Below are 21363 nucleotides of genomic sequence, written 5' to 3'. Positions count from 1 at the left end.
GCGCTGCGTGCCACGTCCGTGACAGGTCGCCAGCAAGGTGACCACGTCTCTATGGTGGCCCCGTCGGCCCCTCGCGACGCTAGATCGAAAATCCCGCCAGGGCCGGAAGGCAGCAACGGTATCGATCGACGCGGGCGCCGAGGTCAGCCGGCGGGGTCGCCACCTTTTCAGCCTCGTACCCGTATCGCCGAGCATGGCTCGGCGAGCGCGAAGCGCGGCCTGCGTCAGGACCGGAAGCCCCGGAAGGATCCCGCCAAGCGTGGCTCGGCGCTACCTGATCGTTGCGCGCGCCGGATGCGGTCAGGGCGCCTGCAGCGCCGCCGGCGGCAGCGAACGGTCTATTACGGCTCCAGGCTGAAGCCGTCCTGCCGATGATGGCGCAGCGTCAGCAGGTGCACGGCGCGATCATGGATGGCGTAAAGCACCAGGTAGTCATCCAGCACGTACTCACGCAGCTCGATGGTATCGCCCAGCAACTCACGCACCCGCGCCGCCAAAGCCAGTACACGCGCCCCTTCCAGATTGCGCGGATCAAACTGACGCCCGGCCTCGGGATACCGCAGCAGCAGCTCCGGCAGGAAACCCGCTGCGCGGTCGAGTACGGCCTGAGCTGCATCGACAGCCCCGAGTTCCAGCGGGACATCCACCGCCGCTTCAAGCGAGCGTTCGTAGGCAGGATGGGCGTGGACCGCCAGCACGCGCGGTTCAGCCGCGCGTGGCACGCTTCACTCTGTCCTGCAGGCGTCCACGTACCGCGGCCGGGTCAGCACCCGCTTCTCCCGCCCGCAAGCGCTCCAGCCCGTCCACTACGTCGCGCAATGCAGACAATTGCTGCACTTCGCGCTCAAGGCGGTGGTAGTAATCCAGCTTCCGCGCGTCGACGATGGCGACATAGCTTTCGCCATTGCGGGTGATGACTTTTGCATGTCCATTGCGGGCGTCTTCGGCCAGCGCCGTGAAGCGGGCACGCACTTGGTTCAGCGGAACGATGTCATCGCAGAGGTCCATGGGCTCTCCAGCCGAAGCGTTGCCCGAACTTTAACGCATCCATTAAACCTGATCAAATGGCAGCCGCGCCAAGGCGTGCCGTGCCTGGCGGCCGCCCTTGGCCGTCATGGCGCCTGCACCGCTGTCGGCGGCGCCAGCGGCACGCACTCCCCCGGCAGCGCCACGCGGTGGCCGCGTGCACGCAGCGCATCGCCATCGGCCACGCTGGCGTAGTGGTAGAGCATCATCCGCGCCTGGAGTTCGGCGCTGTATTCGCGCTCCAGGTCATCCACGCCGGTGTGCGACGGGTTGCCGTGCAGGCCGCAGTCATGCGCGATCAATTCGTTGTCATCAGCGAACCGCGCCAGCATTTCAGGTATCGGACGGGTATCGCCGCTCCAGGTCAGCGCGCCCTTCAGGCGCAGCCCGTAGGCTGTTTCCGGCCAGTGGTGGCGGGCCGGGAACACCTCCAGCCGCACGCCCTCGTGCCAGAACGCATCGCCCACCACGATCAGCTGGAAGGCATCCCAGAAATTGGCGCCGCCCTCGGCCAGCACGTTCGGATAGTCGCCGATCCGCTTGTGCAGCAGCGGCACCACCGGCGCAGGCACGTACAGCCGCACCTTGCCGCGGCGCTGCGCATTGAAGAAGGTATCCACGAACAGGCGCTCGAAGCCAGCGACGTGGTCCAGGTGCACGTGGGTGACGAACAGCGCCTGCGGCATGTGGCCGTAGTGCGCCTGGAACGCGGTCAATCCCTCGCCGCCGCAATCAATGGTCAGCCACGGCCGACCATCACGCTCGATCACCGACATCGGCGAGCCGAGCTCCACCGCCGACGCATTGCCGACGCCGAGGAAACGCAGCGACCAGTCCATCAGGTTCCCCGGTTCCACGCCAGGTCGTAGGCACGGCGCAGGCGGGCGAAGTCTTTCTCGACCTCATCGGTGCTGCGTTCGCCGCGCAGTTTCAGCAGTGAACGCAGCAGGCGCTTGAGGTTGCGCTCGCGCCAGGCGGTGGCCGGAATGCGTTGCACGCCGCGATCGAAATCGATCAGCCAGCCATGCCCGTTGCCATCGAACAGGATGTTGTGCGCATTGAGATCGGCATGATCCAGCCCGGCACGATGAAAACGCGCAATCAGCCGACCGGTTTCTTCCCATGGCGCGCCACGGCCCGCGACCAGCGCACGGTCGGCCAGCGAGCGGACGTCTTCGATGCGTTCCATCAGGATCGCGCAGCGGTAGCGCAGGCCTTCTCGCATGTAGTACGCCGCAATGGGGCGCGGCACCGGCAGCTTGAGTTCGCGCAGGGCGCGCATCAGGCGGAATTCGGCGAAGCTGCGGGTGTGCTGCGAGCCGCGCCACAGGTACCGGTCGTGGCTCAGCTTGGCCACCAGGCCACCACGCAGGTAGTGCCGCAGCACGCTGGGGCCAAACGGTGCGTCGACGAACCAGGCACTGCCGCGACCGCCCTCGCCCACCGGCCGCGCCCGCTCTCCCCAGTGCTGCGGCGAGAACAGACTGGCGTCGGCTTGCCGCAGCCGTTCGCGGTCGAACAGAATGGCACCCATGCCGCGACCATCACGGCAAGGCGTCAGCGCTTCATTGGCGTCGAATGCGACCATTCCTTCGAGTCTAACAACACCATGGCATCACCGTCCTCTTCCCTGTGCCTTTTGCGTTTGTCCGCGCTGGGCGACGTGACCCATGTGGTGCCGCTGGTACGCACCCTGCAGGCGGCGCGGCCGGGCACCCGGATCCACTGGGTGATCGACAAGGTGGGCCTGAAGCTGCTGGACGGGCTGCCCGGGGTGACGTTCCATGCATACGACAAGAAGACCGGGCTGGCGGGCATGAAAGCCCTGCGCGCGGAGCTGCCGGCCGAGCGCTTCGATGCCCTGCTGCAGATGCAGGTGGCGTTCCGGGCCAACGTGCTGTCGGCCTTCATATCCGCCCGCCGCCGGATCGGTTATGACCGCAGCCGCTCCAAGGACCTGCATGGACTGTTCATCAACGAGCGCATCCCGGACCGTCCCGGCATCCACGTACTGGATGCCATCGGCAGCTTCTGCGAGCCCCTGGGCCTGAAGCAGACCGAGGTCAGCTGGGACCTGGCGGTGCCAGCGCAGGCCCATGCCTGGGCGCAGGCGCAGTGGCAGGACGATGGTCGGCCGGTGCTGATGATCTCGCCGTGTTCCAGCCACGAGCGGCGCAACTGGTATGCCGATCGCTACGCTGCGGTGGCCAACCACGCCAGCGCGCGCGGTTGGCGGGTCGTGCTGTGTGGCGGCCGCAGCGAGCTGGAGCGGCGCACCGCCGATACCATCCAGGCGCAGCTGGTGCAGCCGGCGCTGGACCTGGTCGGCAAGGACACGCTGAAGCAGCTGCCGGCCCTGCTGGCCCGCGCGGCGCTGGTGATGACGCCGGATTCCGGGCCGATGCACATCGCCAACGCGATGGGGGTGAAGGTGTTGGGCCTGCACGCGGCAAGCAATCCGCACCGCAGCGGGCCGTATTCGGACCGCCGTTACTGCGTGGACCGCTATGACGACGCGGCGCGCAAGTACCTGGGCAAGCCGGCCAGCGCGCTGAAATGGGGCACCAAGATCGAGTTCGACGACGTGATGGAATTGATCACGGTGGAAGACGGCATCGCCGCGTTCGAACGCTACGCCGCCCGGTAGTGACGGCCGCTGGCCGTCCATCCGGAGGCGCCGGCCGTCAACGTGGAGGCATGACGGCCGGCGGCCGTCACTACCGCCGCGTCAGCCAGCGCGGTAGTCCTTGTACGACTTCTCTTCCACGTAGGCCGAACCCAGCGCCAGGTTGATCGCCTTCTTGATGCGCGCGCGCTCGTCGTTGCGCAGGTAGACGCTGCGCGCCAGCGCGACGAAGGCATCGCCGAAGTCACCGGCCTTGTCCTGCAGGCGGATGTTGTCTTCGATGTCCCACAGCTCTTCGTTGATCGCTTTCAGGTCGGCACGCAGCTGGGCCACGTCTTTGCCGCCGGCCGGATGGGCCATCCAGGTTTTTTCCAACGCGGACAGCTCGGTGCGCACGTTGGCCAGCTTGGCCTCGTCACTGATGCGCTCGGACTTGATCTGCAGGATGGAGATCTTGTCGAGCAGTTCGCCGAAGGCGACGGGGACGAGGATTTCAGCGGTCATGGGAGCACTCTCTGGAAGCAGAGGGGGATGATAACGCGCACGGAGTGGGCGGCTGATAAATGCAGTGCGCTGCGCGCTCCGGGCCAGCCATTCGGCTGTCCGGTTCTGCTCCTGCAGAACCGTCGAACCCCGCGTGGGTTCTTTCCTGCCCGCTCTCGGCCACGCAAAAAGCAAAGGGCCACCCGTTGGGTGGCCCTTTGCTTTTTGTCTGGCGGAGAGGGGGGGATTGCTGGGTGCATCCCTGCACCCAGCCCCTGCGCTGCGCTACGGGGCCAGCCATTCGGCTGTCCGGTTCTGCTCCTGCAGAACCGTCGAACCCCGCGTGGGTTCTTTCCTGCCCGCTCTCGGCCACGCAAAAAGCAAAGGGCCACCCGTTGGGTGGCCCTTTGCTTTTTGTCTGGCGGAGAGGGGGGGATTCGAACCCCCGAGGCGCTATAAACGCCTGCCTGATTTCGAGTCAGGTACATTCAACCGCTCTGCCACCTCTCCGGTTTCCCCGGCGTACCGGGGACGCGCATGATACGAGGAAGCGCGGATATTCACAAGCCATCACCGGCAAGAAAGTGAAACTGCGCTGACTTCGCCGCTTGTCGGATGTCCGCCCCGCCGCGATGATGGCGTTCTCCCTGCTGCATCCCCTTTCCTGCGCGACCCCATGATCGAATTCGGACACCTGACCCATCCCGGCCTGCGCCGTGCGCTGAACGAAGACACCTACTACGGGGACGGTGAGCTGGCACTGTGGCTGGTCGCCGATGGCATGGGCGGTCACGCCTGTGGCGAGGTGGCCAGCGCGCTGGCACGCGAAACCATCGTGCGCGAGATCCGACGCGGCGTGCCACTGGCCCAGGCCATCCGCACCGCGGACGAAGAAATCATCCGTGCCTCGCGCCGCCGCAACGACACCCTGCCGATGGGCACCACCGTGGTGGCGGCCCGCGTGCAGGGCAACCGTTACGAAGTGGCCTGGGTGGGCGACAGCCGGGCCTACCTGTGGCGCGACGGCCAGCTGGCCCAGCTCAGCCAGGACCACAGCGTGGTTCAGGAGATGCTGAGCCAGGGCAACCTGACCCCGGAACAGGCGCGCGCGCATCCGCATCGCAACGTGGTCACCCAGGCACTGGGGGTCACCGACCCGGCGCATCTGAACGTGGCCACCACTGCCGGCGAGCTGCGCCCAGGCATGCAGCTGCTGCTGTGCAGCGATGGGCTCACCGAAGAGCTGGACGACAGCGGGATTTCCCGCACGCTGGCCTTCGATGACACCAGCGCGCAGGAATGCGTGGATTCGCTGGTGGCCGCCGCGCTGGATGGCGGCGGTTCGGACAACATCACCGTGGTGCTGGTGCGCTGCCACTGACGGGGCGGTGCCGACCAAGGTCGGCACTCCCAGGCCGGGGTCAGGCGACGGCGGCTTCTTCCTGCTTCGGGCCATCCCACAGGGCGTGGCCAGCCTTCTTGCGCAGCCGTTCCAGGCGGGCGGCGTGGGCTTCCAGTTCCGATGCGGTGGCCTGCACGCGCGGGCGCGGCAGCAGCTTGGCCGGGTCGAACCCCGCCAGCGCCAGCGCCGCCGCACTGCCCTCTTCGCCCAGGTCGAAACCGAGGTCGTCCTGGCCGGAGGTCAGCGCGATGTACACATCGCCGAGGATCTGCGCATCGAGCAGCGCGCCGTGCAGCTGGCGGTGCGAATTGTCCACGCCCAGCCGCTTGCACAGCGCATCCAGCGAATTGCGCTGGCCGGGGAAGCGCTCGCGCGCCAGCGCCAGCGTATCCACCACGGTGCAGCGGTCGGTGATCTTGCCGAACTGCGGCCCCAGCCTGGACAGTTCGTTGTCCAGGAACCCCAGGTCGAAGGCTGCGTTGTGGATGATCAGCTCGGCGCCGTCGATGAAGGCCAGGAAGGCCTCGGCCACCTGTGCGAACTCCGGCTTGTCGGCGAGGAAATCCAGGGTCAGCCCGGTGACTTCCTGCGCGCCGGGTTCGAAGTCGACGTCCGGCTTGAGGTATTGGTGGTAATGGTTGCCACTGGGCCGGCGCTTGAACAGCTCCACGCAGCCGATTTCAACGACGCGGTTGCCTTTCTGCCAGGCCAGGCCAGTGGTTTCGGTATCCAGGATGATCTGACGCATGGGCTCAGTTTACCGCCATGCCGGTGTCGCGCACCCGGGTGGCGGCTTCGCGCGCCAGCACGTCCACGCGTTCATTGTCCGGGTCGCCGGAATGGCCCTTCACCCAGCGCCAGTCGATCTGGTGGCGCAGGGTCGCTGCGTGCAGGCGCTCCCACAGCTCGCGGTTCTTCACCGGCGAGCCGCCGGCGGTCTTCCAGTTCTTGCGGATCCAGCCGGGCAGCCATTCGGTCAGGCCCTGGCGCACGTACTGCGAATCGGTGAAGAGCACGATCTGGCAGGGTTCGCTCAGCGCTTCCAGGCCGGAGATGGCGGCCATCAGCTCCATCCGGTTATTGGTGGTGTTGGGCTCGCCGCCGCTCAGTTCACGCTCGTGCGCCTTGTAGCGCAGCAGGGCCGCCCAGCCGCCCGGGCCAGGGTTACCGAGGCAGGAGCCGTCGGTGTGTACTTCAATGGTTTTCATGCGTTTCCAGAATCGATCGGGTCATGCCGGGGGTGGCCATCGGCCCCTGCCAGCGTACCTTCAGGGGCGTCGGCCCCGGCAAGGCAAAGGTGCGTTTTTCGGCGCTGAACAGACACGCCGCGCGCAGCGGCGTCATTGTGCCGCCGCCACCGCCGGACGGCCACAGCGGGCCGATGTAACGGGTGGGCCCGCATTCCAGGCCGACCCGCTCCAGCAGCTGGCGAAGGCGCTGCGGGGTGCGCACCACCATGCCATGCCGCCGCCATAGGGTGCGGTAGGGGCTGAACGGATTGAGGATGCTCAGGAACAGCTTGCCACCGGGCATCAGCACGCGATCACACTCGGCCAGCAGCAGCGCGGCATCGGCGGCGGTCACGTGCTGCAGCACGATGGCCTGGACGCTTTCATTGGGCAGCGGCAACGGCAACGCACAGCGGGCCTCACCGGCATACCCGGTGCCGTCCCGGTACAGCCGCAGGCCACGCCCGCTCAAGGCCGCGCCCTGCAGCCAGCGCGGGCTGGGGCTGATCCACAACCACGGCTGCGCGGGCAGGCTGGCCAGCTGCGGCAGCAGCAGCTGCTGCTCCAGCTGATACAGCAGCTGCGCCGGTTCGCTGTCGAACCACGTTTCGGGTGTCGCTTGACGGAGGCTCTGCAGCGCGGGCATGGTCCGATTCTATGCGACTCACTGCCCTGCCCGCATTGGCGGACAATTACATCTGGTGCCTGGCCGGCGACGACGGCGCGGCCGTGGTCATCGATCCCGGCGATGCCGCGCCCGTGCTGGCCGCCGTCGAGGCAGGACTTCGCCCACAGGCGATCCTGCTCACCCATCACCACGATGACCACATCGGCGGCGTGAGCGCGCTGCAGGCCCGTTTTCCAGGCATCAGGGTGATCGCGCCACATGAGCCGCGCATTCCGATGGCCACCGAGCGCGTATCCGATGGTGAACACGTTCAGGCAGTAGGGCGGAGGTTCCACGTAGTATCCGTGCCCGGGCACACCCTCAGCCATGTCGCGTTTCACACTGATGAACACCTTTTCAGTGGAGATGCATTGTTCAGCCTGGGCTGTGGGCGCCTGTTCGAAGGTACGCCATCCCAGCTGCTCGCCACCATGCGCAGCCTGGCGTCCCTGCCGGGCCAGCTGCTTGTCTGCTGTGCCCACGAATACACCGTGTCAAATGCCGTCTTCGCGCGGCATGTCGACCCCGCCAACGCTGCCCTGAGGCAGCGCCATGAGGAGGCACTGGCCATGCGCCGCGATGACCGCTCCACCCTGCCCGTGCTGTTGGCAGACGAATTACAAAGCAATCCGTTCCTGCGCACCCACACCGCGCCCATCCGTGCGGCGGTGTCGGCTTATCTGGGGCGGGAAATCACCGACGATGTCGACGTGATGGCCGGACTTCGGCACTGGAAAGACGGCTTTCGCGCATGAGGCGCCGAAGTCCATCGCTCGCCCTGGGGATCATGCTGGGGCTTGCCGGAACCGCCAACGCGCAGTCGCTGGGCGCAGGCCTGACCCAGAATCTCGCCGGTGCCGCGTCACTGCCACTGGACGCGGCAACCCTGCCGGCCCCCAGCGTGCGCAATGGACAGGACATCTTCGCCAGCTTCCGCGAAGGCCTGGCTGAACCCACCTGCGATGCCGAGGCCACCAGTCCGCGCTGGCAGAAGCAGTTCGCCCACGCGCCTGCCCGGCTGGCCAACCAGAACGACGATGCACTGGTGCTGTTCGGCTATGTGGTGGAAGAGCTGCGCAAGGCCAGCCTGCCTACCGAGTTCGCCCTGATTCCTTTCGTGGAAAGCGGCTACCGCCCCAGCGCGCGCAGCGCGGCCGGCCCAGCCGGCCTGTGGCAGTTCATCGCCACCACGGCGCGCAATCACCGCGTACCCATGAGCGAAGGCTATGACGGACGTCTGTCGGCGGTGGATTCCACCCAAGCGGCGGTGCGTTACCTGAAGACCCTGCATGGCATGTTCGGCGGCGACTGGCGCTTGGCCACCATGGCCTACAACGCCGGCGAGTACCGGGTGCTGCAGGGCCTGCGCAAGGCCGGGATGAATGCCACCAACGCGGTGCCGGCCGAGCTGCCCGGCCTGTCGCCGATCACCCACGCCTATGTTGAAAAGCTGCATGCCCTGGCCTGCGTGCTGGAAAACGCCGAAGAGCAGCCCTCGGTGATGGCCTCGCTGGACCGCACCGTGCCGGTGCTGAAGAGCCACACCCTTCCCGCTGGCACCAGCGTGCAGCAGTGGGCCGCCCAGCGTTCGCTGGACCCGGCGCGGATTGCCCGCCTGAATCCGGCCGCCAGTGGCCGTGCCCGCCCGCAGAACGCCCCCGTCCGCCTGTTGGCACCGGTCAATACGCCGGCCGTGGATGCCTCGGCGATGGTGGCCAGCGTGGATGAGGCTGCGACGCCGGCCGTCGCCGTTGCGTCGGCACAGCCGGCACCGGCGGCCGCACGCAGCGTGGCCAGCGCGGCAGATCGTCCGCGCAACCGTCGCCACACGGTGCGCAATGGCGAATCGCCGTGGACCATCGCCCGCCGTTACGGCATGCCGGTGAAGGCCCTGCTCAGCCTCAATGGACTCACCGGCAAGGCCGTGCTGAAGCCGGGTGCCGTGCTGCGCATCGAAGACTGACCGGACATCAGTTCGATCGGACAACAAAAAGCCCGGCAGTGCCGGGCTTTTTGTCTGCCGCCGCTGCCAACCCTTACAGGTTGGCTTCGGTGGTCTGTACGACGAAGCGCTTGCGGGTGGACTTGACGAAGGCGTCGGCCGCGGCCATGCCATCGATCTGGCTCAGCTGCTGCTTGAGCTGCTGGCGCTGTTCGGCGGTGACTTCCTTGACGTCGCCCGGGGTGACCTTGGTCACCGCGAACACCACCGCACGCCCCTGCACATCGACCTTGCCGTAGCTCGGCTTGCCTTCGGCCGGCAGCGACGCACTGAATACCGCACGGTTGATCTCGGCGGTCGGCACCGGCTGGGTGCGCGGCAGGCCCCGCATCGGGCTGACCTGCAGCTTCTCGCTTTCCGCCAGCGCCTGCAGCGTCTGGCCGCCCTTCAGCTTGGCCAGCAGCGCATCAGCGGCCTTCTCGGCAGCCTGGCGGGTGCGGTCGGCATGCACGGCAGCGATGACCTGCTCACGTGCCTTGTCCAGCGGGATGGCCTGCTCCGGCGTATGTTCGGCAACGCGGATCACCACGCTGTGGTTGCCCGCTTCGTCCAGCGCGATCGGATCGCTCGCGGTGCCATCCTGCACCAGGATGTCGGAGAACGCAGCGCGCAGCACGGCCGGGTTGGCCGCGATGCCGGTGGCATCCTGGCGGGTGAACGGACCGACGGTCTGCAGCGGCAGGTTCACCGCCTTGGCGGCAGCGGCCAGATCGCTCGGGCTCTTGTTGGTCGCATCGACCACGCGGCCGGCCAGTTCGGTGTAACCGCGCTCGGCATCTGCCTTGGTCTGCTCGGCCATCAGCTGGTCGCGCACTTCTTCGAAGGAACGCCCTTCACCGCCGCGCACTTCGCGCACCTGGATCACGTGATAGCCGAAATCGGTCTTGACCGGGCCGATGATGTCGCCGGCCTTGGCCGCGAACACCGCATCTTCGAACGGCTTGACCATCGCACCGCGATCCACCCAGCCCAGGTCGCCACCCTGCTCCTTGGAGCCGGTGTCATCGGAGTTGGCCTTGGCCAGTGCGGCAAAATCGGCGCCTGCGGCCTTGGCTTCGGCGGCCAGCTTGGCCGCCTTGGCTTCGGCGCCGTCACCGGTGCTGATCAGGATGTGCGAGGCCAGGCGCTGCTCCGGCGTGGCGAAGCGCGCCTTCTCTTCCTCGTAGCGCTTGCGCAGGCTGGCTTCGTCCGGGGCGGCTGGCGCCGGCAGCGTGGCACCGTTGATTTCCACGTATTCCAGCTTGACCGACTCGGCCTGGCGGAAGTCCTTGGCGTGGGTGTCGTACCACTGCTTGATCTGCGCATCGGTGACCGGGGCGGTGTCAGCCGGCTGCTCGGGCAGCATGGCGATCTCGACGTCGCGGGTTTCGCCCAGCAGCTTGAGCAGGCGCTCGGTTTCGGCTTCGGTGACGAAGCCGGAGTTCTGCAGCGCGCTGGGGATGACCGACTGCTGCAGGCTGGTGCGGACCAGCTCGGCGAACATGTCCGGCGTGCGCGGCGGGTTGCCGCTGGCCAGCGCGATGCGGTACTGGTCGCCGTTGAACTTGCCGTCCGGGCCAAGGAAGGCCGGGATGGCAGCGATGTATTCGCGCACGGCCTCATCGCCGATCACCACGCCGGACTGTTCCCCGGCCAGGCGCACGACCTGTTCGTCGATCAGCTGGTCGAGCACGGCGAGCTTGTTCTCGGTGCTTTCGAAGGCGCGCGGATCGAAGTCCTCGCCCTGCTGCTGGCGTACGCGGGCGCGCTCCTGCTCGAAGCGCTCGCGGAATTCCTGCGAGGTGATTTCGTGGTGCTTCCATAGCAGGCGGGCCGGCCACCAGGACGGAGCCGAGGACCACCAGGAAGGCGGTGCCGATACTTTGGCCACGTTCTGCGCACCGACGCCACCGAGGTAGCTGCTATCGATGACGAACAGGAACGGGATCATCAGCAGCCCCAGGATCACAGTGACGATCCAGCCCGAGGTCTTGTCGCGAAGTTTCTGCAGCATGGGAAAAATCATGGCCTGAGTGGCGAGCCGCGCAGTGTAACCCGCTTCATGCGCAGGCTCCAAAGCACCGGCTGCAAGGGGCGGCGCGGGCCCGGATCCGGGGCATAAAAAAAGCCCCTGGTTTTCACCAGGGGCTCTTCAATCGTGGCGGAGCGGACGGGACTCGAACCCGCGACCTCCGGCGTGACAGGCCAGCATTCTAACCAGCTGAACTACCGCTCCGCGTTGAAACTTTGCAGGCGCTCATTCTATCCGAAGATGGTCTGATTGCCCAGCCTCATGAACACTTTTTTTAGAAGTTTTTCACGAGGTGTTACCAAATCTGCAGTGGCGGAGCGGACGGGACTCGAACCCGCGACCTCCGGCGTGACAGGCCAGCATTCTAACCAGCTGAACTACCGCTCCGTGCTGCAAAACTTTTTGCCTTCCACGCCGCCGAAGCGGTGGAGAAAACAAAGCCCCCAGGATGAACCCGGAGGCCTCGTTGAAAATGGCGGAGCGGACGGGACTCGAACCCGCGACCTCCGGCGTGACAGGCCAGCATTCTAACCAGCTGAACTACCGCTCCACATTTCAAACTTTACCGCGGTGCTGTGGTGGGTGCTGAGGGTTTCGAACCCCCGACCCTCTCCGTGTAAAGGAGACGCTCTACCGCTGAGCTAAGCACCCCAGCGAGCCGCTTAGTTTACAGCATCCTTCAGGGCCTTACCAGCCTTGAACGACGGATTCTTCGAAGCAGCGATCGCGATGGTGTCGCCGGTCTTCGGGTTGCGGCCGGTGCGGGCAGCGCGGTCACGGACCTGGAAGGTGCCAAAGCCGACCAGCGTCACAGCATCACCGCTCTTCAGTGCCTTGGTGACGGCAGCAACGACGGCATCGACAGCGCGAGCGGACTCTGCCTTGGTCAGGTCAGCGGTCTCGGCAACGGCGTCGATCAATTCGGTCTTGTTCATTCTCTACAGCTCCTTATTGCGGGGGACCCGCGGATTAGCCAGGGAAGCCATCGTTGCGTGCAGCACGCACGAGGGCAAATCGGTTCGGTTCGGCGAATTGGATGCAGCTGATTCGCGAGTGCTGCTTTTATACCAGTGGCCCCACACCCGCGCAAGCCGAAAACCCAGCAATGACGCGGGTTTCGGCCGTTTGCGGTGCGCGGTTCAGTGCTTGACGCGCGTGGCGGAAGGTGTCTTGGTCTTGCTGCGAACAGTGACGCGCTGCGCAGTCTTACGCGTCTTCTTCGGCGTCAGGGGACGCTCCAGTGCCAGGTCGAGTACCTGCTCGATGTACTTCACCGGAATGATGTCGATATCACGGGTGACATTGGCGGGGATGTCGGCAAGATCCTTGCGGTTCTCCTCCGGGATGATCACCGTGCGGATGCCGCCACGCAGTGCCGCCAGCAGCTTCTCCTTCAAGCCACCAATGGCCGTCACGCGGCCGCGCAGCGTGATCTCGCCGGTCATCGCCACGTCGGCGCGCACCGGCACCTTGGTCAGGATGGACACCAGCGAGGTCACCATCGCCGCGCCGGCGCTGGGGCCGTCCTTGGGCGTGGCACCATCGGGCACGTGCACGTGCACGTCCTGCTTCTGCAGGAACGCGGCATCGATGCCGAACTGCACCGCGCGCGAGCGCACCACCGACAGCGCTGCCGAGGCGGACTCCTTCATCACGTTGCCCAGCTGGCCGGTAAGGATCAGCTGGCCCTTGCCCGGCACCAGCGTGGATTCGATCTGCAGCAGGTCGCCGCCGACTTCGGTCCATGCCAGGCCCGTCACCAGGCCGATCTCGTTCTCTTCTTCGGCGCGGCCGAAGTCGAAGCGACGAACGCCCAGGTACTTGTCCACGTTGCTGCCGTCCACCGTCACCAGCGCGCCCTTCTTCGCCTTCCTGCCCTTGACCGCCTTCGGCTTGGGCAGGCCGGCCGGACCGGCCAGTGCGATCTCCTTGACCACCTTGCGGCAGATCTTGGCGATTTCGCGCTCGAGGCTGCGCACGCCGGATTCGCGCGTGTAGTAGCGCACGATGTCCTGGATGGCGGCGCCGTCGATTTCCAGCTCTTCCGGCTTCAGGCCGGCCGCCTTGATCTGCTTGGGCACCAGGTAGCGCATGGCGATGTTGAGCTTCTCATCCTCGGTGTAGCCGGGGATGCGGATCACTTCCATGCGGTCCAGCAGCGGGCCGGGAATATTCAGCGAATTGGACGTGGCCACGAACATCACTTCGGACAGGTCCAGGTCCACTTCCAGGTAGTGGTCGTTGAAGGAGTTGTTCTGCTCCGGATCCAGCACTTCCAGCAGCGCCGAGGACGGATCGCCGCGGAAGTCCATCGACATCTTGTCGATCTCATCGAGCAGGAACAGCGCGTTCTTGCTGCCCACCTTGTTGAGGTTCTGCACGATGCGGCCCGGCATCGAACCGACGTAGGTGCGACGGTGGCCGCGGATCTCGGCCTCGTCGCGCACGCCACCCAGGCTCATGCGCACGAACTTGCGGTTGGTCGCCTTGGCGATGGACTGGCCCAGCGAGGTCTTGCCCACGCCCGGCGGCCCGACCAGGCACAGGATCGGGCCCTTCATCTGCTTCACGCGCGACTGCACCGCCAGGTATTCCAGAATGCGGTCCTTGACCTTCTCCAGGCCGTAGTGGTCGGCGTCCAGGGTGTCCTGGGCGACCTTCAGGTCCTTGCGCACCTTGGTGCGCTTCTTCCACGGCACGCCCAGGATCCAGTCCAGGTAGTTGCGCACCACGGCCGCTTCGGCGGACATCGGCGACATCTGCTTGAGCTTGGTCAGTTCGGCCTTGGCCTTGGTTTCCACCGGCTTGGGCATGCCCGCTTCGGCGATCTTGCGGGCCAGCTCTTCCAGCTCGCCCGGGGCATCGTCCAGGTCACCCAGTTCTTTCTGGATGGCCTTCATCTGTTCGTTGAGGTAGTACTCGCGCTGGCTCTTTTCCATCTGCGACTTGACGCGGCCGCGGATGCGCTTTTCCATCTGCTGCACGTCGATTTCGCCATCGACCAGGCCCACCAGCATCTCCAGGCGCTCGCCCACCGGCAGCACTTCCAGCAGGCGCTGCTTGTCGGCCAGGCGCACGCTGATGTGCGCGGCGATGGTGTCGGCCAGGCGCGCGGGTTCTTCGATGCCGGCCAGGGTCTGCAGCAGCTCCGGCGGCAGCTTGCGGTTGGTCTTGACGTACTGCTCGAACAGCGACATCAGCGAACGGGCGATCGCTTCGATCTCACGCGCTTCGCGGCCGTCTTCGGCCTGGATCTCCACAGCGGTGCCCTGCAGCGCGCCATCGCGCTCGCCGACCTGGCTGACCTGTACGCGCGACAGGCCTTCCACCAGCACCTTGATGGTGCCGTCAGGCAGCTTCAGCAGCTGCAGCACCTGGGCGAGGGTACCGACGTGGTACAGGTCGGCTTCCTGCGGATCGTCGGTCTCGGCCGACTTCTGCGCCAGCAGCAGGATGCGCTTGTCCGCTTCCATCGCCTTTTCCAGCGCATGCATGGACTTGTCACGGCCGACGAACAGCGGGATGACCATGTGCGGGAACACCACCACGTCACGCAGCGGCAGTACCGGCAGGTCGAGAGTCTCAGTTGGGGAACGGGCCATGGGGGCTCCAGGAAGGGGGGATACGCCTCTCCGGCTCCAGCGGGGCCAGAGACAAAAAAGCCGATGGCCCCGTTATGGGGCCATCGGCGCAAGGATGCAAGACACTCCTAAAAAATACTTTCAAATCAATCGATTGAAAGAATCATTCGGCGCCAGCGGCCTTCTGTTCAGGTGCTGGAGGGGTCTGGTAGATCAGGTACGGTTCGGACTTGTGCTCGATGACCGATTCGTCCACCACCACCTTGCTGACGTTCTCCTGTGAGGGGAGCTCGTACATGGTGTCCAGCAGCACCGATTCCACGATCGTGCGCAGGCCACGGGCGCCGGTCTTGCGCTTGAGCGCCTTGCGGGCAATGGCGGCCAGCGCGTCGGGACGGAACTCCAGCTCGACGTTTTCCATCTCGAACAGCTTCTTGAACTGCTTGGTGATGGCGTTCTTCGGCTCGGTCAGGATGGTGATCAGCGCCGCTTCGTCCAGCTCTTCCAGGGTCGCGACCACCGGCAGGCGGCCAACGAACTCGGGAATCAGGCCGAACTTGATCAGGTCTTCCGGTTCCACTTCCGCCAGCAGCTTGCCGATTTCCTGCTTGCGCTCGGACGACTTCACCTTCGCACCGAACCCGATGCCGCCCGATTCGGTGGAACGCTGCTGGATCACCTTGTCCAGGCCGGCAAACGCGCCGCCACAGATGAACAGGATGTTCTTGGTGTCCACCTGCAGGAATTCCTGCTGCGGATGCTTGCGCCCACCCTGCGGCGGGACGCTGGCCACGGTGCCTTCGATCAGCTTCAACAGGGCCTGCTGCACGCCTTCGCCGGACACATCGCGGGTGATCGACGGGTTCTCGCTCTTACGCGAGATCTTGTCGATTTCATCGATGTAGACGATGCCCTGCTGTGCCTTCTCGACGTCGTAGTCGCACTTCTGCAGCAGCTTCTGGATGATGTTCTCCACGTCCTCGCCCACGTAACCGGCTTCGGTCAGCGTGGTGGCGTCGGCCATGGTGAACGGCACGTTGAGCAGGCGGGCCAGGGTTTCGGCCAGCAGCGTCTTGCCCGAACCGGTCGGGCCGACCAGCAGGATGTTCGACTTGGCCAGTTCGACCTCGTCGTTCTTCTGCCGGCTCTCGATGCGCTTGTAATGGTTGTAGACAGCCACGGCGAGCGTGCGCTTGGCGCGCTTCTGGCCGATCACGTACTGGTCCAGGACTTCGAGGATTTCGCGCGGCTTGGGCAGCGAACTGCGGGCCGACTGCGCTTTTTCCTCGAGCTCTTCACGGATGATGTCGTTGCACAGCTCCACGCATTCATCGCAGATGAACACGCTTGGACCGGCAATGAGCTTGCGCACCTCGTGCTGGCTCTTGCCGCAGAAGGAGCAGTAAAGGATCTTGCCGCTGTCCGTGGAACGACCTTGTCGGTCTTCGCTCATGCTTCGCTTACCTGGTTACCCCACCCGTTCGACGGGGGTTCAATTCGAGAATAACACAGGGCCGAGAGGGCACCAGCCCTGCCCGACCCTGCTTGTCCAGTCGGAAAACCGACCGTTTTGCTGTCATCAACCCGCCTGGATCGACTCTTCCGGGCGACGCTCAAGGACCTGATCGACCAGCCCGTAGGCCTGTGCTTCCACGGCACTCTTGAAGTTGTCGCGCTCGGTGTCGCGGGCGATCGTTTCCAGCGACTGGCCGGTGTGCTTGGCCAGGATCTCATTCAGACGCGCGCGCAAGGTGAGGATCTCGCGGGCGTGGATGTCGATATCGGTCGCCTGGCCCTGGAAGCCGCCCAGCGGCTGGTGGATCATCACGCGCGAGTTCGGCAGCGCATACCGCTTGCCGGCTGCGCCCGACGCCAGCAGCAGGGCGCCCATCGAGGCGGCCTGGCCGACGCAGATGGTGGCCACGTCCGGCTTGATGTACTGCATGGTGTCGTAGATCGCCATGCCGGCGGTGACCACGCCACCGGGCGAGTTGATGTAGATGCTGATGTCCTTTTCCGGGTTTTCCGCTTCCAGGAACAGCAGCTGCGCCACCACCACGTTGGCCATGTGATCGTCGATCGGGCCCACGAGGAAGATCAGGCGCTCCTTCAACAGGCGCGAATAGATGTCATAGGCGCGCTCGCCGCGGGCGGTCTGCTCGACCACCATCGGAACCAGATTGAGGGCTTTGGTTCGGTTGTCCATATCGTGAGGCACCTGTATTGGGAGGAACTCCCCACGCCTTGCGGCGCGGGGTCTGGCGTTGGCAGGACTCAGCCGCGGATCGCGTCCTGGAAGGACAGCGTTTCCTCGGTATGCTGGGCGCGCTCGGCGATCCAGTCGATCACCTGCTCTTCCATCACGCGGTTCTGCAGACCCGACATGAGCTGGGGGTCGTTGCGGTACATCTCAATGACCTGGTCCGGCTCTTCGTAGGTCGAAGCGATCAGGCGCATGGTTTCATTCAGGCGCTTCGGCTCCAGCTTCAGGTCGTTGATGCGGGCCACTTCGCCGACCAGCAGGCCGACCAGCACGCGCTTGGCAGCGGCATCCTTGAAGCCCTCATGGGCGTCGGCCGGCACCTGGCCCGGATCACGGCCACTGCGACGAAGCTGTTCGATCTGCTGGGCAAGCATCGCACGGGCTTCGTTCTCCACCAGGCGCGGCGGCAGCTCGACCGAGCTGTAAGCGGCAATCAGCTGCTCGCCGACTTCGCGACGCAGGCGGTTCATCAGGGCGCCCTTAAGCTCGCGCTCCAGGTTGGCGCGGATGTCCTTGCGGAACTGCTCCACGTCACCCGCCTTGACGCCGAAGCTCTTGATGAAGGCGTCGTCCACTTCCGGCAGCGACTCTTCGGACACTTCGGTGACCTTGACGGTGACCTGCACGGTCTTGCCAGCCAGCGCTTCAACGCGCCAATCGGCCGGGAACTCGACGTCCAGGGTCTTCTCTTCACCCTTGGCCAGGCCGACCAGGCCCTTTTCAATGGTTTCGAACATCATGTTCTGGCCGATGACGATCGTACCCTTCTCGGTACCTTCGGCCGGCAGGCGCTCATCGCCAGCCTGGGAGAAGGTTTCCAGCGCGACCAGGTCGCCTTCCTTCGCGCCACGGCTGACCGGGGCCCAGGTGCGGCGCTGCTGGCGCAGGTTTTCGATCATCTGGTCGATGTCGGCATCGCCGATTTCAGCCACGTGGCGGACCACGTTCAGCTTGGAGACGTCGATCTCGCCGAACTCCGGCACCAGCTCGACGGTAGCCACGAACGACAGTTCGCCCTGCTCGCCCTTGTCGATGCGCGGGCTGCCGACCACGCGCAGGGCGTGTTCGCGGATGGCCGCGTCGAAGGTTTCGCGCAGCAGGCCGTCGACGGCTTCGCCACGGACCTGCGCACCGAAGCGCTGCTCGATCACCTTGGCCGGCACCTTGCCCGGGCGGAAGCCCTTGATGCGCGTGGTGCGGGCGATTTCGCCCAGACGCCCACTGATATGGGTGTTGAGGCGATCTTCCGGCAGCGAGAAGCTCAGGCGGCGTTCCAGGTTGCCGGTGGATTCGATCGAAGCTTGCATGTTGACTCCTGCCACCGGCGGCCCTGCTGGCCCCCGGTTCGATGTGATGGACGAAACGGTTGTTCGGACGCGGCGGCGTTGACACGCATGCCCGCCGCAGCCCTTTAGTTTGGACGATAACGGGCGGCACTGCCAGCGGGGGTCGGTCAGGCGGGCGCGCGCGTGAAAAACGCGGCTGGCAGGGGTGGCCGGACCATGGTGCGAAAGGGGGGACTCGAACCCCCACGCCGGTTAAGGCACTGGAACCTAAATCCAGGGCGTCTACCAATTCCGCCACTTTCGCTGGTCTAGCCCGGTATTGTCGCAGGCGCGGGGCGGTCTTGGGTAGGGCGGGCACGATGCACCCGGCCAGCATGGCCTAGAATGCCCCCAAAGTCCGGCGCGCCACATCCTCCACAACGCCAGCCTGAACCCGCCCGCCGAGGAGGCGAGCACCGCATGCAGCAGTCCGCCGCCGCCCCGCTGGGCGCAGACATCATCCAGGACATCGCCGAAATCGGCGCCATCGCGGCGGTGCCGCGGATCCTGGAAACCGTGGCCCACATCACCGGCTCGCGCTTTGCCGCCGTGGCCCGGGTTACTGACAGCCATTGGGTCGCCTGCGCTACTTACGACACGCTCGGCTTCGGTTTGGGCGTGGGTGGACAGCTGGTCCTGGAAAGCACCATCTGCAACGAGATCCGCCAGGCGCCACAGCCGGTGATTTTCGGGCATGCGAGCGAGCATCCGCACTACGCCAGCCACCACACCCCGCGCCTGTACGGGTTGGAAAGCTACGTGTCGGTGCCGATCTTCCGGCCCGACGGCAGCTTCTTCGGCACCCTGTGCGCGATCGATTCGGCACCGGCCAGGTTCGACGAAGCGCAGGTGGTGCGTTCGCTGGAATTGTTCGCCGAACTCATCGGCAACTACCTGCACACCGAACAGCGGCTGCAGCAGGCGGTCGCCGACGTGTCGGCCGCCAACGACACCGCCGTGCTGCGCGACCAGTTCATCGCGGTGCTGGGCCACGACCTGCGCAGCCCCCTGCAGGCGGCCAGCATGGCCACGGAAATGCTTGAGCTGGAACCGCACACCGAACGTGGCGGCATGCTGCTGACGCGGGTGCGCGACAGCATCACCCGCATCGATGGCCTGGTGGAGGACGTACTGGATTTCGCCCGCGGGCGGCTTGGCGGCGGCATCCCGGTGGCGCTCACCTACGATGCCAACGTGGCCGCGCAACTGATGCAGGTGGTGCACGAAGTGGCCGGCGCGACCGGGCGCAATGACATCATCGCGACCATCGCGGTGGATGCGCCGTTGCTGTGTGATGCCAACCGCCTGTCGCAGCTGCTTGCCAATCTGCTGACCAACGCGGCGGTGCACGGCGCGGCGGACCAACCGATCACGCTGGATATCCAAACCGACGCCAATGGATTGGTGCTGCAGGTCCACAACGGCGGCGTGATCGCGCCGGACAAGCTGGGCAAGCTGTTCACCCCGTTCTCCCGCGAGGCCGGTGACCAACCGCGTCCCGGGCTGGGACTGGGGCTGTATATCGCCGCGGAAATCGCCAAAGCACACAACGGCACGCTGTCGGTGGAATCCGATGCGGCGCGGGGGACGCGCTTCGTGTTCGCCATGCCCGCCATTCCGCTCGCGCTGGCAGGCTGAGCTCCATAACGCAGGCAAGAAAAAAGCCACCAGGGTGACCTGGTGGCTTCTGTCTGGTGGGCCGTCAAGGATTCGAACCTTGGACCTATTGATTAAGAGTCAACTGCTCTACCAACTGAGCTAACGGCCCGAAAATCGGGAGGCGAATTATGACGTGGTCGCGATGCGTCGTGCAAGCTTTTTTTTCGCGCGTGATGCCATGGGCACCATGCGGGCAAGAAAAAAGCCACCAAGCATGTGCTTGGTGGCTTCTGTCTGGTGGGCCGTCAAGGATTCGAACCTTGGACCTATTGATTAAGAGTCAACTGCTCTACCAACTGAGCTAACGGCCCGAAAAACTAGACGAATACTTTAAGCTGCATCGCGTCTTTCTGCAACGGCTGATCTGCTTTCGGCTGACCTGCCTTGAATCAGTGGGGTGGCTGAGGGGATTCGAACCCCCGACCACCGGAATCACAATCCGGTACTCTAACCGACTGAGCTACAGCCACCACTGAAACATCGGATCCAGCGGCGGCAACTGCGTGCCTCTGGAACCTTGATTTCTGCCCTGCACCGCGCCGAAAAGCGACGAATGCCGAAGCAAGTCCGCTATTTTTACGGAGTCGCTCCAGAATTGCAAGCGGTTCTTCACACATGCGGCGCCGCCTGATCAACGGGCTGCAGCTCCGCCCTGCTCCCGCGCGCAGTGGCGGTAGATCCGGGATCAGAAAAAAAGGGAATTCGGCGCGCCGAAAGCGGCGGTGCTGGAACGTTTGCGGCGATCACCGTGCGTTGATTCCAATGGCGCGCCCGACAGGAATCGAACCTGTAACCGCCGGCTTAGAAGGCCGGTGCTCTATCCAGTTGAGCTACGGGCGCCCGAACCGGTGGACCAACCCGCTCCAACAGGGCGATGGTTGGTCGGGGTAGAGGGATTCGAACCCCCGACATCCTGCTCCCAAAGCAGGCGCGCTACCAGACTGCGCTATACCCCGGCGATGCTTGCTGCCAGGGCGGGGCCCTTGAGCAGACGGGAATTGTGAACACCCGGCCCCGGTTCTGTCAAACCTGCGCGGGGGTGTGTGGGAGCGAGCAAGCTTGACCGCTACGGGGTGCGTTATGCTGGCC

19 protein-coding genes, 11 tRNA genes and 1 other RNA gene are annotated in these 21363 nt (G+C 65.4%); 6 read left to right on the top strand and 25 right to left on the bottom strand.

The window, feature by feature from the left end; translation table 11 throughout:
• The first annotated feature begins 60 nt into the window (after nucleotides 1–60).
• An RNA gene (gene ffs / locus CXG43_RS03800) (signal recognition particle sRNA small type) lies at nucleotides 61–157 on the top strand.
• Nucleotides 158–341: 184 nt separating this feature from the next.
• Here ffs and CXG43_RS03795 read toward each other — a convergent pair.
• The 4 genes from CXG43_RS03795 to CXG43_RS03780 all read right to left on the bottom strand — a co-directional run bounded on the left by CXG43_RS03795 (nucleotide 342) and on the right by CXG43_RS03780 (nucleotide 2614).
• Entirely contained in the window at nucleotides 342–722 is a 381-nt protein-coding gene (locus CXG43_RS03795) for a type II toxin-antitoxin system RelE/ParE family toxin (RefSeq protein ID WP_101098741.1), read from the bottom strand.
• Nucleotides 706–1008, bottom strand: a complete 303-nt coding sequence (locus tag CXG43_RS03790) for a type II toxin-antitoxin system Phd/YefM family antitoxin (RefSeq protein ID WP_101098740.1) — start codon at nucleotides 1006–1008, stop codon at nucleotides 706–708. Before CXG43_RS03790 ends, CXG43_RS03795 begins: the two co-directional genes overlap by 17 nt.
• A gap of 104 nt (nucleotides 1009–1112) precedes the next feature.
• On the bottom strand, nucleotides 1113–1865 hold the full coding sequence (locus CXG43_RS03785; protein ID WP_101098739.1) for an MBL fold metallo-hydrolase: 753 nt from the start codon (nucleotides 1863–1865) through the stop codon (nucleotides 1113–1115).
• Nucleotides 1865–2614: a 3-deoxy-D-manno-octulosonic acid kinase gene (locus tag CXG43_RS03780; protein WP_101098738.1), complete on the bottom strand. Its 750-nt coding sequence runs from the start codon at nucleotides 2612–2614 to the stop codon at nucleotides 1865–1867. The genes CXG43_RS03785 and CXG43_RS03780 overlap by 1 nt, the downstream gene beginning before the upstream one ends.
• Before the next feature lie 21 nt (nucleotides 2615–2635).
• On the opposite strand from CXG43_RS03780, the gene CXG43_RS03775 reads away from it, so the two are divergent.
• Entirely contained in the window at nucleotides 2636–3673 is a 1038-nt protein-coding gene (locus CXG43_RS03775; RefSeq protein ID WP_101098737.1) for a glycosyltransferase family 9 protein, read from the top strand.
• Between the two features lie 81 nt (nucleotides 3674–3754).
• On the opposite strand, the gene CXG43_RS03770 is transcribed toward CXG43_RS03775, so the two are convergent.
• Together CXG43_RS03770 and CXG43_RS03765 are read right to left on the bottom strand one after the other, a co-directional pair.
• Nucleotides 3755–4156, bottom strand: a complete 402-nt coding sequence (locus tag CXG43_RS03770) for a DUF6165 family protein (protein ID WP_101098736.1) — start codon at nucleotides 4154–4156, stop codon at nucleotides 3755–3757.
• Nucleotides 4157–4554: 398 nt separating this feature from the next.
• A tRNA-Ser gene (locus CXG43_RS03765) sits at nucleotides 4555–4645 on the bottom strand.
• Between the two features lie 166 nt (nucleotides 4646–4811).
• Here CXG43_RS03765 and CXG43_RS03760 point away from each other — a divergent pair.
• Nucleotides 4812–5516: a protein phosphatase 2C domain-containing protein gene (locus CXG43_RS03760; RefSeq protein WP_101098735.1), complete on the top strand. Its 705-nt coding sequence runs from the start codon at nucleotides 4812–4814 to the stop codon at nucleotides 5514–5516.
• Nucleotides 5517–5556: 40 nt separating this feature from the next.
• On the opposite strand, the gene dnaQ is transcribed toward CXG43_RS03760, so the two are convergent.
• The 3 genes from dnaQ to CXG43_RS03745 are packed head-to-tail and all read right to left on the bottom strand — an operon-like array spanning nucleotide 5557 to nucleotide 7412.
• The gene (dnaQ, locus tag CXG43_RS03755; protein ID WP_101098734.1) at nucleotides 5557–6285 is read right to left on the bottom strand and encodes a DNA polymerase III subunit epsilon; all 729 of its coding nucleotides are present in this window, start codon (nucleotides 6283–6285) and stop codon (nucleotides 5557–5559) included.
• A 4-nt stretch (nucleotides 6286–6289) separates the two neighbouring features.
• Nucleotides 6290–6745 carry a ribonuclease HI gene (gene rnhA / locus CXG43_RS03750; RefSeq protein ID WP_057506972.1) on the bottom strand — a complete coding sequence of 152 codons (456 nt, stop codon included), beginning with the start codon at nucleotides 6743–6745 and terminating at the stop codon, nucleotides 6290–6292.
• Nucleotides 6732–7412 (bottom strand): hypothetical protein, encoded by a 681-nt coding sequence (locus CXG43_RS03745; protein ID WP_101098733.1) that lies wholly within the window; start codon nucleotides 7410–7412, stop codon nucleotides 6732–6734. The genes rnhA and CXG43_RS03745 overlap by 14 nt, the downstream gene beginning before the upstream one ends.
• A gap of 11 nt (nucleotides 7413–7423) precedes the next feature.
• Between CXG43_RS03745 and gloB the strand changes: the two genes are divergently transcribed.
• Entirely contained in the window at nucleotides 7424–8188 is a 765-nt protein-coding gene (gene gloB, locus CXG43_RS03740; RefSeq protein ID WP_101098732.1) for a hydroxyacylglutathione hydrolase, read from the top strand.
• The gene (locus CXG43_RS03735) at nucleotides 8185–9396 is read left to right on the top strand and encodes a lytic transglycosylase domain-containing protein (protein ID WP_101098731.1); all 1212 of its coding nucleotides are present in this window, start codon (nucleotides 8185–8187) and stop codon (nucleotides 9394–9396) included. The genes gloB and CXG43_RS03735 overlap by 4 nt, the downstream gene beginning before the upstream one ends.
• Nucleotides 9397–9469: 73 nt before the next feature.
• Here CXG43_RS03735 and CXG43_RS03730 read toward each other — a convergent pair whose 3' ends face one another.
• The 11 genes from CXG43_RS03730 to CXG43_RS03680 form a co-directional block, all read right to left on the bottom strand.
• Nucleotides 9470–11428, bottom strand: coding sequence for a peptidyl-prolyl cis-trans isomerase (locus tag CXG43_RS03730; protein ID WP_101098730.1), 1959 nt, complete (start codon nucleotides 11426–11428; stop codon nucleotides 9470–9472).
• 145 nt (nucleotides 11429–11573) lie between these two features.
• Nucleotides 11574–11650: transfer RNA gene (locus CXG43_RS03725), tRNA-Asp, on the bottom strand.
• Nucleotides 11651–11756: 106 nt separating this feature from the next.
• Nucleotides 11757–11833 (bottom strand) — tRNA-Asp (locus tag CXG43_RS03720).
• 86 nt (nucleotides 11834–11919) lie between these two features.
• Nucleotides 11920–11996, bottom strand: a tRNA-Asp gene (locus CXG43_RS03715).
• A gap of 26 nt (nucleotides 11997–12022) precedes the next feature.
• A tRNA-Val gene (locus tag CXG43_RS03710) sits at nucleotides 12023–12097 on the bottom strand.
• 11 nt (nucleotides 12098–12108) lie between these two features.
• Nucleotides 12109–12381, bottom strand: a complete 273-nt coding sequence (locus CXG43_RS03705) for an HU family DNA-binding protein (protein ID WP_042613351.1) — start codon at nucleotides 12379–12381, stop codon at nucleotides 12109–12111.
• Between the two features lie 204 nt (nucleotides 12382–12585).
• Entirely contained in the window at nucleotides 12586–15048 is a 2463-nt protein-coding gene (lon, locus tag CXG43_RS03700; protein ID WP_101098729.1) for an endopeptidase La, read from the bottom strand.
• Nucleotides 15049–15190: 142 nt separating this feature from the next.
• Nucleotides 15191–16480, bottom strand: coding sequence for an ATP-dependent Clp protease ATP-binding subunit ClpX (gene clpX / locus CXG43_RS03695; RefSeq protein ID WP_042613349.1), 1290 nt, complete (start codon nucleotides 16478–16480; stop codon nucleotides 15191–15193).
• A 126-nt stretch (nucleotides 16481–16606) separates the two neighbouring features.
• Nucleotides 16607–17233: an ATP-dependent Clp endopeptidase proteolytic subunit ClpP gene (gene clpP / locus CXG43_RS03690; RefSeq protein WP_042613348.1), complete on the bottom strand. Its 627-nt coding sequence runs from the start codon at nucleotides 17231–17233 to the stop codon at nucleotides 16607–16609.
• Between the two features lie 68 nt (nucleotides 17234–17301).
• Nucleotides 17302–18597 carry a trigger factor gene (gene tig, locus CXG43_RS03685; RefSeq protein WP_101098728.1) on the bottom strand — a complete coding sequence of 432 codons (1296 nt, stop codon included), beginning with the start codon at nucleotides 18595–18597 and terminating at the stop codon, nucleotides 17302–17304.
• A gap of 196 nt (nucleotides 18598–18793) precedes the next feature.
• Nucleotides 18794–18880, bottom strand: a tRNA-Leu gene (locus tag CXG43_RS03680).
• A gap of 155 nt (nucleotides 18881–19035) precedes the next feature.
• Between CXG43_RS03680 and CXG43_RS03675 the strand changes: the two genes are divergently transcribed.
• Nucleotides 19036–20253 (top strand): GAF domain-containing sensor histidine kinase, encoded by a 1218-nt coding sequence (locus CXG43_RS03675; protein WP_101098727.1) that lies wholly within the window; start codon nucleotides 19036–19038, stop codon nucleotides 20251–20253.
• Nucleotides 20254–20307: 54 nt separating this feature from the next.
• Here the strand turns inward: CXG43_RS03675 and CXG43_RS03670 are convergent.
• The 5 genes from CXG43_RS03670 to CXG43_RS03650 all read right to left on the bottom strand — a co-directional run bounded on the left by CXG43_RS03670 (nucleotide 20308) and on the right by CXG43_RS03650 (nucleotide 21230).
• Nucleotides 20308–20383: transfer RNA gene (locus CXG43_RS03670), tRNA-Lys, on the bottom strand.
• A gap of 126 nt (nucleotides 20384–20509) precedes the next feature.
• Nucleotides 20510–20585, bottom strand: a tRNA-Lys gene (locus CXG43_RS03665).
• Nucleotides 20586–20667: 82 nt separating this feature from the next.
• A tRNA-His gene (locus CXG43_RS03660) sits at nucleotides 20668–20744 on the bottom strand.
• Nucleotides 20745–21037: 293 nt separating this feature from the next.
• Nucleotides 21038–21114: transfer RNA gene (locus tag CXG43_RS03655), tRNA-Arg, on the bottom strand.
• 39 nt (nucleotides 21115–21153) lie between these two features.
• A tRNA-Pro gene (locus CXG43_RS03650) sits at nucleotides 21154–21230 on the bottom strand.
• Nucleotides 21231–21363: the final 133 nt, after the last annotated feature.

Source organism: Stenotrophomonas sp. Bg11-02 (assembly GCF_002836635.1).
Classification (GTDB): Bacteria; Pseudomonadota; Gammaproteobacteria; order Xanthomonadales; family Xanthomonadaceae; genus Stenotrophomonas; species Stenotrophomonas lacuserhaii.
This window is presented reverse-complemented; position numbering and strand designations above follow the sequence as displayed.

Coding starts and splice junctions, on each gene's coding strand:
- CXG43_RS03790 (WP_101098740.1), bottom strand. CDS start 1,008: ATGGACCTCTGCGATGACATCGTTCCGCTGAACCAAGTGCGTGCCCGC.
- CXG43_RS03785 (WP_101098739.1), bottom strand. CDS start 1,865: ATGGACTGGTCGCTGCGTTTCCTCGGCGTCGGCAATGCGTCGGCGGTG.
- CXG43_RS03780 (WP_101098738.1), bottom strand. CDS start 2,614: ATGGTCGCATTCGACGCCAATGAAGCGCTGACGCCTTGCCGTGATGGT.
- CXG43_RS03775 (WP_101098737.1), top strand. CDS start 2,636: ATGGCATCACCGTCCTCTTCCCTGTGCCTTTTGCGTTTGTCCGCGCTG.
- CXG43_RS03770 (WP_101098736.1), bottom strand. CDS start 4,156: ATGACCGCTGAAATCCTCGTCCCCGTCGCCTTCGGCGAACTGCTCGAC.
- CXG43_RS03760 (WP_101098735.1), top strand. CDS start 4,812: ATGATCGAATTCGGACACCTGACCCATCCCGGCCTGCGCCGTGCGCTG.
- dnaQ (WP_101098734.1), bottom strand. CDS start 6,285: ATGCGTCAGATCATCCTGGATACCGAAACCACTGGCCTGGCCTGGCAG.
- rnhA (WP_057506972.1), bottom strand. CDS start 6,745: ATGAAAACCATTGAAGTACACACCGACGGCTCCTGCCTCGGTAACCCT.
- CXG43_RS03745 (WP_101098733.1), bottom strand. CDS start 7,412: ATGCCCGCGCTGCAGAGCCTCCGTCAAGCGACACCCGAAACGTGGTTC.
- gloB (WP_101098732.1), top strand. CDS start 7,424: ATGCGACTCACTGCCCTGCCCGCATTGGCGGACAATTACATCTGGTGC.
- CXG43_RS03735 (WP_101098731.1), top strand. CDS start 8,185: ATGAGGCGCCGAAGTCCATCGCTCGCCCTGGGGATCATGCTGGGGCTT.
- CXG43_RS03730 (WP_101098730.1), bottom strand. CDS start 11,428: ATGCTGCAGAAACTTCGCGACAAGACCTCGGGCTGGATCGTCACTGTG.
- CXG43_RS03705 (WP_042613351.1), bottom strand. CDS start 12,381: ATGAACAAGACCGAATTGATCGACGCCGTTGCCGAGACCGCTGACCTG.
- lon (WP_101098729.1), bottom strand. CDS start 15,048: ATGGCCCGTTCCCCAACTGAGACTCTCGACCTGCCGGTACTGCCGCTG.
- clpX (WP_042613349.1), bottom strand. CDS start 16,480: ATGAGCGAAGACCGACAAGGTCGTTCCACGGACAGCGGCAAGATCCTT.
- clpP (WP_042613348.1), bottom strand. CDS start 17,233: ATGGACAACCGAACCAAAGCCCTCAATCTGGTTCCGATGGTGGTCGAG.
- tig (WP_101098728.1), bottom strand. CDS start 18,597: ATGCAAGCTTCGATCGAATCCACCGGCAACCTGGAACGCCGCCTGAGC.
- CXG43_RS03675 (WP_101098727.1), top strand. CDS start 19,036: ATGCAGCAGTCCGCCGCCGCCCCGCTGGGCGCAGACATCATCCAGGAC.